Origin of the sequence: Streptomyces sp. NPDC047000, assembly GCF_040644295.1 — a bacterium.
Classification (GTDB): Bacteria; Actinomycetota; Actinomycetes; order Streptomycetales; family Streptomycetaceae; genus Streptomyces.
On sequence record NZ_JBEYWE010000001.1, the window covers coordinates 151327 to 163999 of the forward strand.

A 12673-nucleotide genomic window follows, 5' to 3' on the forward strand; every position below is an offset into this window, starting at 1 on the left:
CGCGCGATGACTCCCGGCCGTGACGGGCAGATCGTCACCTTCTACTCCCAGAAGGGCGGCACCGGTCGGACCATGGCCGTGGCCAACGTCGCCTGGATCCTTGCCTCCAACGGCTACCACGTACTGGCCGCCGACTGGGACGTGGAGGCTCCCGGGCTGCACCGTTACTTTCACCCGTTCCTCGACGCAGCGACCTCCGCCGCCACCACGGGCGTGCTCAACCTGTTCTGGGGCTACGCCACGGAATGGCGCACCGGACCGGGCACCGAGTCGGCGGCCGACCTGAGGCACCGCCTTGCCCGGGTCCTGCCGCACGCGGTCTCCGTGGAGTGGACGTTCCCCGGCGGAGGGAGCCTGGACTACATGCCCGCGGGGCGGCAGGACGGGGAGTACCTGACGCACCTGATGGACTTCGACTGGCGGGAGTTCGCCGAACGGTTCGAGGGAGCGAGATTCCTGGAGGCGCTGCGCCATGACATGAAGAGCAACTATGACTTCACGCTCATCGACTGCCGCTGCGGCGTGAACGATCTGGTCGGCCTGTGCACCATCGATCTGCCGGACGTCCTGGTCAACTGCTTCACCATGAGTTCGCAGAGCATCGAGGGCGCGGCGCGCATGGCCCGCTCCATACTCCGGGAGGTCCATCCCCGGCCTCTGCGCATGCTGCCCGTCGCGATGCGGGTCGTCGACGGCCGGGACACCCGCCTGGCGGCGGCCCGTGAGCTCGTCCGTGTCAACTTCCAGGACATGCCGGCCGACCACCGGACCGGCATGGAGGTCCCGCACCGGTCGGAGTACGCCTACGAGGAGATCCTCGCCGCGTTCGGTGACCCGCTGGGCGAACCGGATACTCTGCTGGCCGCGTTCGAACGGCTGACGGGTCGGATCACCGACGGCCGCGTACAGCGTCTGCCGCCGCTCGACGACGAACTGCGCAGGCGCCATCTGGCCTCCTACGTAAGGCCGTTGTCGCCCATCGCCACACCGCTGCGGCTGTGGTACGTCCCGCAGGACCGGATGTGGGCCGACTGGATCGGCTGGATCCTCACCCGCTCCGGCTTCGAGGTGATCGCCCCGGGTACCGGCGCCGGGCCCAGCGCCTCCGGCGGAGCCCCGCGCACCCTGGCACTGTTGTCGTCGGCCTTCCTGCGCTCGCCGCAGTCCCGGCCGCTGTGGGAGAACTCGGGTGCACCGGGCCCGGGTTCCCCGGGGCAGCTCATTCCCGTGGCGGTCGAGTCCGTCATGCTCGAACCCCCGTTCGGCGACGACGATCTTGTCGACCTGGCCTCTCTCGACGAGCCGCGTACCGCGGAGACGCTGCTGCGTGGTCTCGGTCTGTCCGGCGAGTCGGCCGGGCGTGCGCTGGAACCGGCCCGCCCGCGGTTTCCGCGCCTCACACCCGCGGTGTGGCAGGTGCCCGCGCGTCCTCAGTTCTTCGTGGGCCGCGACCGGTTGCTGGACCAGCTCTACGACACGCTCGAGGTCAGCCGCCGACGTGCGGTGGTCCTTCCCCGCAACGGTCTCGTCGCGATCGGGCGCACGCAGCTCGCGGTGGAGTACGCCCACCGCTTCCAGGCCGCTTACGACCTGGTGTGGTGGGTGCGCGCGCAGAGCCGGGAGGCGGCCCTGCTCTCGCTGGCGCAGCTCGCGCAACGGCTGGGGCTGCGCAACGGCGACAAAGTGCCCACGGCCGCGCGCCGGGCTCTGGACGCGCTGGACGCGGGGCGACCGCACGGCCGGTGGCTCCTGGTGTACGACAACGCCGGTGGACCACCGACCTTGTCGGGGCTGCTGCCCACCGGCCCGCACGGACATGTCGTGGTGACCTCCCGGGACCATGCGTGGAGCGAGGTCATGGATCCCGTGTGGGTCGACGGGTTCACCCGTGAACAGAGCATCGAGCTGCTGCGGCGCAGAGCACGGACGCTCTCCGCCGCGGACGCGGACCGGACGGCGGCGGCCGCGGGCGACCAGCCACTGGCCGTCGCCCAGGCCGGATCGTGGCTCGACCGGTTCCCGTCGGCGGACCGGTACCTGCGCCGGCTGACCGACTGGAGCGCCGCCCCGGCCGCGAGCCTCGACGACGACCGGATCCCCCGGGCGGTCGCCGCCGCCACCGGGGTGGCCCTGGCAGCCCTCGCCGAAAGCGACCCCGTGGCGCTGCGGCTGCTCGTTCTGTGCAGCCATCTCGCGCCGCTGCCGTTGCCGCTGTCCCTGGTGCAGACCGGCACCGTGGTACGTCTGCTGCACCCGCACGACGCCGCTCTGCACGAGCCGCTGTCGGTTCACCGGGAGGTTCAGGAAATAGGCCGGCTGGGACTGGCGGAGGTCGATCAGGCCGGCCGGACGCTGAAGGTGCACCGGGTCGTGCAACGTCTGGTGCTGACCGCTCTGCCCACGAGCGAGGCGGAAGAGACCCGCCGTGCGGCACACCGGCTGCTGGCCGCCTCCGCCTCCTGGCGCGACGGCTCCGGCGCGGGGCCGGAGCCGGCCTTCGAGCAACTGTGGCCCCATCTCGACCACGCGGGCGCCGACCGGTCCGCCGACAGCGACGTCCGTGCCGTCCTGCTGGAACGGATGGACCGGACCGCGCGGTACGGCATGCCGGAACGGGCCCTCGAACTGGGCCGCCGGCTCGACCGGAACTGGGCCGCCGCCGACGGGGAAGGGAATCACCGGCAGGCGCTGCAACTGCACAGTCTGCAGGCGGCCGTTCTGCGTGGCCTGGGAGCCTACGACGAGGCCTGCGACCTGGACTCCCGCACTCTGGCCCGGCAGCGGGAACTGCTGCCGTCCGGACACCGGCACACCCTGATCACCGCCGCGGGCCTGGCGGAGGACCTGCAGGCGCTCGGCCGGTTCACCGAGGCGCTGGAACTCGCGCGCGAGGTGTCCGCCGGATACGGCAAGCAGTTCGGCGAGTCGCACCCGCAGACACTGTCGGCCGCCGGTGTTCTCGCCCGGTCACTGCGGCTGGTGGGCGAGTACGCGGCCGCGCGGGAACGGAGCCGGACCACCTGGGAGGGGCAGTGCGGCGTACTCGGAGACGCTCATCCGACGGCTCTGGCGTCGGCGCTGTCCCTGGCCCGGGACCTTCGGGAGTCGGGTGACTACAGCGAATCCGTGCGCATCCTGCGCCCCGCCCTGGAGCGGCTGCGGGACCTGGACCCCGATGGCGCGCTGCGCGCGGCCGTCAGCCTGTCGGTGTCCCTGCGCCGCGTCGGACAGCACGAGGAGGCCGACGCCCTCGCCGCGGACGCCGAGAACGGCTACACGACAGGACGGGACAAGGGCGATCCGGACTGGCTGGCGTGCGGTGTCAACCTGGCGGCTCTGACGGCCGGGGCGGGTGATCTGGCCGCCGCGCGCATCACGGTCAGCCGTCTTCAGCACGCCGTCACCCGGCTGCGCGGCCCCGACCACCCCGACAACGCCGTCTGCGACCACAACCTCGCGGCGTGGCTGCGTACCGCGGGAGAGACCGACGAAGCACTGGCGGCGGCCACCCGGACCGTCCGGTCCTTCGGCCGACACCTCGGTGACACCCACCCCTACACCCTGTGCGGACGGCTGACGATGGCCAACGCCCTCGGTGACCTGGAGGAGTTCACCGCCGCGGAGAGCATGGCGCGGTCCGCCCGGACCGAACTGGGCGTCCGTCTGGGGGAGAAGCACCCGGACACCCTGCTCGCCGACCTCTGCCTGGCGGTCACCCTGCGCTCGACGGGCCGCGGTGATGAAGCCCGGCACCTGCGGAACAGGGTGGTGACGGAGTTCGACCGGAGGCTGGGCGGCACCCACCCATGGACGGCGGCGGTGCGGAGCTGGCAACGCGTCGACCGGGACCTGGAGTTCCTGCTGCCCGCCTGAGGCACGCCGACCGGCGGTCCCCCGGCACGGGGTGACGCGAAAGCACCGTCGCCCCACAGGGTGTTGCGGTATGCATTGCCCGTCGCGCACCGGGCCTGCGAAGATGGCAGTGGCATGCTAGGCGGAACGTCTGGGCACACCGTGTCCACACCAGCCCCGGACTCCCGCCGTCCCCGGTGTGGCGGAGGGCGGCCTTGAACCAAGGTGAAGCCGACGCAGATGAAGATTCCGGACAGGAAACCCGCAGACAACTCACCCACGGAGATCCCGGACCCCGGGAGAACACCACTCGCCGAGATCCGCATTCGGGCGTCCGGGGTCGCCGAAGCCGTGCGGCGGGCGACCCCGGCCCAGGAAGGGGATGCCGACGCCGCGAAGCGCTGCACCTTCAACTCGGCCGTCTAGTGCCGCAACAGGCGACGTCCGCCCCGTCGTGACGCCCGCCACGGCTCCACCGTGCTCGGCCCCGCTCGCGGGGGGAGGGGCCCCGGCCCCGTACGCCGAGAGCTTCTCGGTGAACCTTTCCGGTCATAGCACCAGCCGCGTCGTCATACGGTCGCGCGACACGGCCGGTGAGAGGTGACGGACGTGACCGTCCGGGAAGTCGTGCTGAAGGTCCACAGCAGATGCGACCTCGCGTGCGATCACTGCTACGTCTACCGGCACGCGGACCAGAGTTGGCGGAGGATGCCCCCGCTGATCGCCGAGGAGACCGTCCGCCAGGTCGCCCTCCGGCTCTCCGAGTACGTGACCGAGGAACGGATCACGTCCCTCGTCGTCATCCTGCACGGAGGCGAGCCGCTGCTCGCCGGCCCGGCCCGTCTGCGGTCGATCTGCGCGCAGTTCACCCGTGCACTGGCCCGGTCGACCGATCTGGACCTGCACATCCACACCAACGGCGTCCGGCTGAACCGCGCTCTTCTGGAGGTGTTCAGAGAATACGACGTCAAGGTGGGCCTCTCCCTGGACGGCGACCGTGCCGCGAACGACCGGCACCGGCTCGACCACCGGGGCCGCAGCAGCCACACACGGGTGCTGCGAGGGCTCGGACTGCTCCGCCTCCCCGAGTACCGGCACCTCTTCCAGGGGCTGTTGTGCACGGTCGACGTGGCCAACGACCCGGTACGCGTCCATGACGCGCTGACCGCCCTCGACCCGCCACGGATCGACTACCTCCTGCCCCATGCCACCTGGGATGTGCCTCCGCCTCCCGGGCGCCCGGGAACGGCCACGCCCTACGCGGACTGGCTTCTCAAGGTCTTCGACCGGTGGGACGGACAGGGACGCCCCGTACCCGTACGGATCTTCGACTCCGTCCTCAGCACACTGCGCGGCGGACCCGCGCTGACCGAGGCCCTGGGACTCGCTCCGGGCGGTATCGCGGTCGTCGAGACCGACGGCACGATCGAGCGGCCCGATTCACTCAAGATCGCTTACGACGGCGCGCCCGCCACCGGCTACGACGTGTTCCGGCACGGCTTGAGGGAATTCACCGAACGCACGGAGGCCGGTACGCGCCCGGCCGAAGTCAGCGAGATCTGCCGGAGCTGTCGTGCCGTCGCTTCGTGCGGCGGTGGGCTGTACGCACATCGCTACAGCTCGGAGCGGGGATTCGACAACCCGTCGGTGTACTGCGCGGACCTGCTCGCCCTGATCGGCGGTGTCGCCGAACGGATCACCGAGCGCGCACTTGCGCCCGCGGTGACGAGTGCCGGCGAACTCGGACGGGCCCGGCTCCGGCTGGACCGCACCCTGCTCGCGGGGGCGAACACCAAGCTCGCCGGCCGTGCCGACTGGGACGAGGCATGGCGCCTTCTGGTCCGCCTGGACCTCGATGAGGCCGCCGCCGTGCATCTCGACGCGGTCATCTCCCATCCCTATCTGCGGCCTTCGCTGCTCAGCTCCTGGGACGGCACGGCCGATCTGCCGCGCCTCATGGCGGCCGGCGCGGCCGCGGTGCTGCGGGCCGGCGCCGAAGCGACTCTGCGCTGGGAGGAGCCGAGCCCGGAGATCCACCTGCCGACCCTGGGCACCCTACGGCTGCCCCGCCCCGGGGCGGTGGAGTTCCGGACCGGACCGCACGGCTTCCGGGTACGCGTCGGGGACCGAGCGGTGATCGGGTGCGACGACGTCTCCCGTACCGCGCGAGGATGGCGGCCGCTGGCATCGCTGGCCCTCGGACACGGTCCGCAGGTGCTGATCGACGATGCCGACCCGTTCCGCGACTGCTTCTCCGTACCCGTCACACCGCCCCTCGGCCCCGGACCCCTCGACGCGTTCCGCGAGCGGCTGCGGGCGGCGTACCGTCTCCTCGACGAGCGTGAACCCGCCTGGTGGGAAGGTGTCAATGCCCCCGCCACCACGACGATCACCCCGCTCTCGGCCGGCTTCGGACCGCGCCTGGGGTCTTGCGGCAGCGGCGCCCTGGGGGTGGCGACGGACGTCGACCCCGAGGAGTTCGTGCGGGCGCTGCCCGGCCTCGGCCGCAGGGCGAGACTCACGGCCCTGCGCGAGGTCGTCGACCTGCATCTGCCGGGCAGCCCGGCGGGGCGACTGCTCGAGCTGGCGAGCGCGTACGTCGGCATCGCCACCCGGCAGTCTCCCGGAGCCCGGCGGGCACATGCCCTGGCCGGACACGTCCTGAACCAGCTGTCCGGACTTCCCGAGCGTGAACTCACGGAGAACGGGGTCTACTTGATGGAAGAGTTACGCAGAGAGTGGGCAACTCCTCGTGACTGACGGCACCGGCCTCGTCGGGTTCCTGCACACGCTGGGTGTCCGGCCCGGCGGTGTTCTGCTGGTCCACGCCTCTCTGAGCGGTACCGGTCTGTCTCCTGCCGCGGTCCGCGACGCCCTCCTGGACGTCCTCGGCCCGAAGGGCACGCTCATCATGCCGGCCTTCACCCCGGAGAACTCCGACACCTCCGAGCGCCACCGAGCACTCACCGCCGGGCTGACCGAGGACGAGAAGGCGCGCTACCGGGCGGCCATGCCGGCGTTCGACCCGGCCGTCACCCCCTGCCCGGCGGTCGGCGCGCTGGCCGACTGCGTGCGCACGACACCCGGCGCGGTCCGCAGCGCCCATCCGCACACCTCGTTCGCCGCGATCGGCCCCCGGGCCCGTGACCTGCTCGCCGGTCACGATCCGTCCTGCCACCTCGGGGAACGGTCCCCGCTGGCACGGCTGTACGCGGCGAGGGCCCAGATCCTGCTGTTCCGCGTGGGGTTCGAGGCATGCAGTGCCCTTCACCTCGCCGAATACCGCATGACGCCGCCACCGCCGACGCGTACCTACCGCTGCGCTGCGGGCCACGGCGAATGGATCTCGTACGAGGACATCGTGCTCGACGACAGCGACTTCGCCGCGATCGGGGCACTGCTGCCGGACGGCCTTGTGGCAGAGGGGGAATTCGGCGGAAAGACGGCTACTCTCGTTGAGATGCGGGACACTGTGGATGCCGCTCGGCGTCAGATGTCCGGATCCGGGCGAAGATCCGTGAGCGAGCGGCGGTCCGCCGGGAAGCCGGGGCGAGCGCAGCGCTGATTCCGGCCGCACGACGCCGTCGGTGACACCTGGGGGCCTTTGACTGGCAGGGGGGCGTGTGGAGACACAGGATCCGGGCGACGCATACGGTCCCCGCATCCGCCCGGGCCGCCTCGACCTGCCGTGCCGGGGCCGCACTCGCCGCCGCGGATGCCGGCCGCCCACGGGCAGCAGCCGGACGGGTCCGTCCCGCACGACCCACCGCGGCCACGTCCCATCGGGCCTGCCGAAACCCTGCATCATGTGCCAGGGGCCGACAACGGAGGAAAGACATGACGGCGCGTCGGAGTGGACGTATCTTCACGTTCTACTCTTACAAGGGCGGTACCGGCCGCACGATGGCCCTCGCGAACACCGCGTGGATCCTCGCCGCCAACGGCGCACGCGTGCTGGCCGTCGACTGGGACCTCGAAGCCCCCGGGCTCGACCGCTTCTTCCACCCGTTCCTGGACCCCAGCACGCTCGCGGCCACCACCGGGGTGATCGACATGATCACCGAGTACTCCTGGGCGGCAGCCAACGGAGCCGCTCGCTCCGGCCCTTGGCACCGGCAGTACGCGCGTGCCGGTCTGCACGCGGTCTCTGTCGATCCGGAGCGCCTCGGACTGTCCTTCCCCGAGGGGGGCGCGCTCGACTTCCTGTCCGCCGGGCAGCAGAACCGCGCGTACTCGGCCACCGTGTCCTCCTTCGAATGGGACAACTTCTACGACCGGCTGGGCGGCGGGATCTTCCTGGACGCGCTGCGCGAGGACATGAAGGAGTCGTACGACTACACCCTCATCGACAGCCGCACCGGCCTGTCCGACAGCGCGGACATCTGCACCATCCAGATGCCCGACGTCCTCGTCGACTGCTTCACGCTCAGCGACCAGGCGATGGAGGGCGGTGCTGCCGTGGCCCGCACCGTCGCGGCCGGCTACCGCGATCGCCGCATCCGGGTGCTCCCCGTGCCGATGCGGGTCGACGGGGCCGCCGAGAAGGAGAAGGTCGACGCGGGACGCGCGCTGGCCCGGCTGAAATTCGACGGACTGCCCCGAGGCAAGGACGGTGAGCCGCTCGACCCGGAGCAGCTCAACGAGTACTGGGGCGCAGTCGAGATCCCGTACCGCGCGTACTACGCCTACGAGGAGACCCTCGCGGCGATCGGCGACCCGAGCGGCGTCTCGCACTCGCTGCTGTCCGCCTTCGAACGGCTCACCGCGGTCGTCTCCGACGGAGAGGTGACCCGGCTGCCGCCGCTGCCCGAGCCGGTGCGGCTGCGCTGTCTGGCCGCCTACACCCGGCGCCGCCCGGCGCCCCTCGCCGAGGACGTACTCGTCGTGTACGCGGGCGAGGACCGCATGTGGGCGGAGTGGCTGGAGGGGATCCTCGCGCCGTACCGCTCGCGGGTGACCTTGCACGATGTGTCCATCGGGGTTCCGGAGCGCCCGGACGCGGCGACGCCCGTTCTGGTCCTGACGTCGGGAGCCTTCCTGAGGGCCCGCTACGGACGTGCCGCGTGGCGGGTCCTCACCGACTCCGCTCCGGGCCTGCCGCCCTCGGGAGTGATCCGGCTCAGGGTCGACCGTGCGCAGATGCCCGGCTCCGATCCGGAGCGCGCCCAGGTGGACCTGAACCACATGGACGAGCCTGAGTGCCTCCGCGGGATCCTCGACGCGCTGAACCTGACGGCCGACCAGTTCTCGGACGGCGTGGTGAGACCGCGTTTCCCGGGGAGGAGGCCGAAGATCTTCAACGCCCCCAGCCGTAACACCGTCTTCACCGGCCGGGCCGCCGTCCTCGAACAGCTGCGCACGCAGCTCGGCGACGGCATCTCCATCGTGCTGCCCCGGCCCCAGACGCTCTTCGGCCTCGGTGGTGTGGGCAAGACACAGATCGTCCTGGAGTACGTGCACCGCTTCGTCGCCGACTACGACCTGGTGTGGTGGATCTCCGCGGAACAGCAGGACCGCATCCTCGCCTCCCTCGCCGAGCTCGGCGGGCGGATCGGTGTGACCGGCGGCGAGGACATGGCGCTGGCCAGTGCCGAGGTCGTGCAGATGCTGGCCACCGACGCGCCGACCAACCGATGGCTGCTGGTCTTCGACAACGCGGACGACCCCGAAACGATCAAGGAGTATTTCCCGGCCGGCGGCAGCGGACACATTCTGGTCACCTCCCGCAACCAGGCGTGGGCACAGCAGGGTGCCTCCCTGCCCGTCGACGTGTTCCCCCGCCAGGAGAGCGTCGAGCACCTCACCCGGCTGGCTCCCGGTCTGAGCGCGGACGAGGCGGACCGGGTGGCGGACGCGGTGGGCGATCTGCCGCTGGCCGTCGAACAGGCGGCGGCCTGGCTCGCGGAGACGGCCACCCCCACCGACGAGTATCTGCGGCAGCTGACCGAGCAGACCACCGTCGTGCTGGGGCTCAACCACCCCACGTTCTATCCGGAGCCGGTCGCCGCCACCTGGAACATCTCCATCGCACGGCTCAGTGAACGGTCACCGGCGTCGGTGCGGCTCCTCCAGTTGTGCGCCGTCATGGCGCCGGAACCCATCTCGTCGCACGTGCTCTACAGCAGAACGATGCTGGAGGAGCTGAGGAAGTGGGATCCGACGCTCCAGGAGAGTCTGCTCCTGGGCCGGGTCGTCCGGGAGATCGGCCGGTTCGCCCTCGCCAAGGTCGACCAGATCAGCAACAGCATCCAGATCCACCGGCTGGTCCAGGCCGTGATCCGCTCCCAGCTCTCCCCGGCGGAGCAGGAAGAGGCCCGGCACGTCGTGCACACCGTCCTCGCGAACGCCCGGCCCAATGACGACGAGCCCACCGACGACCCGGCGACCTGGCCGCTCTTCGACCCCATCTGGCCGCATCTGCTCGCCTCGGGCATCCAGGACTGCGCGGATCCGGAACCCAGAAGGCTGCTGATCGACCGGGTGCGTTACCTCTGGCGGCGCGGGGATCTTTCCGGCGCCCGCCAACTGGCCGAGGACGTGCTGGAGCGCTGGCGGCAGCGGTTGGGCGAGGACGACGTGCAGTACCTCTACCTGCGCTGTCAGCTCGCCAACGTGCTGCGGGCCCAGGGGCGTTACCAGGAGGCCCGGGAGATCGACGAGAAACTGCTGGAACGCCAGCGCCAGGTCCTCGGTTCCAGCCATCCGCACACCTACATCACCGCGTCCGGACTGTCGAGCGACCTTGCCGCGCTGGGCGAGTACCGGTCGGCGGTGGACATGGCCAGTGCAGCGCACCGGGGATTCCGCGAGATCTTCAACGACTCGCACCAGCGAACCCTCAACGCGGCCAACAACCTCGCGCTCGCCCTGCGCATGGTGGGCCGTTACGACGACGCCCGGACGACCGACCAGGAGGTCTACGACGTCCGCGTCGACGTCCTCGGACCCGAACATCCCCACACCCTCGGTTCAGCCGCGAGCCTCGGCCGCGACCTGCGGGAGACCGGCCGCTACCAGGAGTCCCTGGCGCTTCTCTCCCATGTGTACGAGGAGTACAAGCGGATCATGGGGAAGAGCTTCCCGCCCACCCTGAGCTGTGCCAAGTCGCTCGCGGTCTCGTTGCGCAGAGCGGGGCAGGTGAAGGACGCGCTGCGGCTGACGACCGCGACCCTGGAGGTGTACCAGGACCAGTTCACGTCGCCGAATCCCGACTGGCTGGCCTGCGACCTCAATCTCGCGTCCGATCTGTACGCCGTCGATGAGCGCGAGCGGGCCCGGGAGGTCGCGCGGGAGGCGTTGGCCGGGTACATGAAGGTCCCCGGCGAGGCCCACCCGTACACCCAGGGCGCGCTGAACAACCTCGGCATCTTCCACTGGGGCTGCGGAGACCTGGACGAGGCGGAGAGGGTGTTCCAGAAGGTTCTGCCGCGTCTGAGCGACATGCTCGGCAGTGGCCATCCGCACACATTGATCGCGGGCCTCAACCATGCCAACGTGCTGGCCGACCAGGGCCGTTTCACGGAGGCGTACGACCTGGAGGAGAAGGCCGCAGCCGGCCTGACGCTGGTGCTGGGCGAGCACCACCCGGACACCCTGACCGCATTCGCCAACTCGGCACTGACGCTGCGCTCACTGGGCAGTGCCGAGGCGGTGCGTCTGCGCGAGGAGACCCTGGGCCGGCTGGGGCGGTTGCTCGGTGACGACAACACGATCACCCGGACTGCGCGGCAAGGGCGACGGATCTACCGTGACCTGGAACCACTGGCCGTGTGAGGTGCCCTCGGGGCGCGGGCCTCGTGCAGGAGGCCCGCCTCCCGGGGAGAGATGTCGGCCAGCGACCAGCTCAGGACGTCGGGCAAGGCGCGCAGGGCTCCGAAGTGGGCCGAGGACGGCTCGATCACGGATGTGACGTGCGGGATGCGCTCGGCGAGCCAGGAGGAGTGGGCCACCGGCGAGAACGCGTCACGGGCGCCGTGCCACAGCAGCACCGGCACCTGGATGCAGGCGGGGTCGAACCCCCAGGGTTCGGTCAGGGCGAACGAGTCGTCGATCCAGCCGTACGGCGAAGTCCGCAGCGCCTCGCAGTAGTTGCGCAACAGCATGGAGCGGACGCCGTTGTCCGAGACGATCCTTCGGTCGTCTCCGGTCATCTCCTTGCGCAGTTCCTCCAGCAGTTGGGCGGGGTCTGCGCGGATGGAGGCGCTCCGTGGGAAGAGCCGGGCCTCGAACCCCCCGGGGTCGGCGACGGCGGTGCTGAACTCGTCGACGTTGGAGGGTGCCATCCCCGCGAACCAGTCAAGACCTTCCGCGTCGCGCGGTGCGAGGGTGACGAGGGCGGCGGCCCGGGTCACCCGGTGCGGCAGCCGGGCCGCGCAGGCCAGCGCGTGCGGGGCTCCGCCGGAACGGCCGACGACCGCGAAGCGGTCCACGCCCAGAGCGTCGGCCACCGCGGCCACGTCCTGGACGACGTCGACGACCCGGCGGCCGGGCAGCCGGTCCGACCCCCCGTAACCGGGGCGGTCGTAACTGATCAGCAGCACCCCGCGCTGGTACAGGTACATGGGGCGTGGCCGCGGACCGACCCGGCTGCCGGGTGTGCCGTGGAGCAGGAACACCGGCCGTCCCCCCGGGTCCCCCGAACACTCGACCCGCAGCCGTCTCCCGTCCGCAGTCCGGACATGGTCCAGCGTCGACGCCGAGTCCCGCACGTTGTGCCCTCTCTCCCTGTCACAGACCAGGTCCCAAGCTGCCGCAACTTGTCCCCCGCGTCCAGCCGACACCGTCGCTTTCGGGCTGTACGCCGGACAACCACGAGCACGCC

The 12673-nt window shown here is 71.1% G+C and carries 6 protein-coding genes; 5 read left to right on the forward strand and 1 reads right to left on the reverse strand.

Annotation, left to right across the window (positions count from 1 at the left end; all coding sequences use genetic code 11):
• Nucleotides 1-6: 6 nt before the first annotated feature.
• The 5 genes from fxsT (ABZ862_RS00685) to fxsT (ABZ862_RS00705) all read left to right on the forward strand — a co-directional run bounded on the left by fxsT (ABZ862_RS00685) (nucleotide 7) and on the right by fxsT (ABZ862_RS00705) (nucleotide 11625).
• On the forward strand, nucleotides 7-3873 hold the full coding sequence (gene fxsT / locus ABZ862_RS00685; RefSeq protein ID WP_360949926.1) for an FxSxx-COOH system tetratricopeptide repeat protein: 3867 nt from the start codon (nucleotides 7-9) through the stop codon (nucleotides 3871-3873).
• A gap of 219 nt (nucleotides 3874-4092) precedes the next feature.
• Entirely contained in the window at nucleotides 4093-4278 is a 186-nt protein-coding gene (locus ABZ862_RS00690) for a hypothetical protein (RefSeq protein WP_360949929.1), read from the forward strand.
• A 183-nt stretch (nucleotides 4279-4461) separates the two neighbouring features.
• A complete protein-coding gene (fxsB, locus tag ABZ862_RS00695) occupies nucleotides 4462-6612 on the forward strand; it encodes a radical SAM/SPASM protein FxsB, inactivated metallohydrolase extension form (protein WP_360949932.1) in 2151 nt (716 codons plus the stop codon).
• The gene (locus ABZ862_RS00700; RefSeq protein ID WP_360949935.1) at nucleotides 6605-7417 is read left to right on the forward strand and encodes an AAC(3) family N-acetyltransferase; all 813 of its coding nucleotides are present in this window, start codon (nucleotides 6605-6607) and stop codon (nucleotides 7415-7417) included. The genes fxsB and ABZ862_RS00700 overlap by 8 nt, the downstream gene beginning before the upstream one ends.
• Nucleotides 7418-7689: 272 nt before the next feature.
• Nucleotides 7690-11625, forward strand: coding sequence for an FxSxx-COOH system tetratricopeptide repeat protein (fxsT, locus tag ABZ862_RS00705; protein ID WP_360949938.1), 3936 nt, complete (start codon nucleotides 7690-7692; stop codon nucleotides 11623-11625).
• Here the strand turns inward: fxsT (ABZ862_RS00705) and ABZ862_RS00710 are convergent.
• Nucleotides 11595-12560 (reverse strand): alpha/beta hydrolase, encoded by a 966-nt coding sequence (locus tag ABZ862_RS00710; protein WP_360949941.1) that lies wholly within the window; start codon nucleotides 12558-12560, stop codon nucleotides 11595-11597. The genes fxsT (ABZ862_RS00705) and ABZ862_RS00710 overlap by 31 nt on opposite strands.
• Nucleotides 12561-12673 lie beyond the last annotated feature (113 nt).

Bases quoted from the DNA above. Each gene is read 5' to 3' on its own strand.
- fxsT (WP_360949926.1), top strand. From the start codon at position 7: ATGACTCCCGGCCGTGACGGGCAGATCGTCACCTTCTACTCCCAGAAG.
- ABZ862_RS00690 (WP_360949929.1), top strand. From the start codon at position 4,093: ATGAAGATTCCGGACAGGAAACCCGCAGACAACTCACCCACGGAGATC.
- fxsT (WP_360949938.1), top strand. From the start codon at position 7,690: ATGACGGCGCGTCGGAGTGGACGTATCTTCACGTTCTACTCTTACAAG.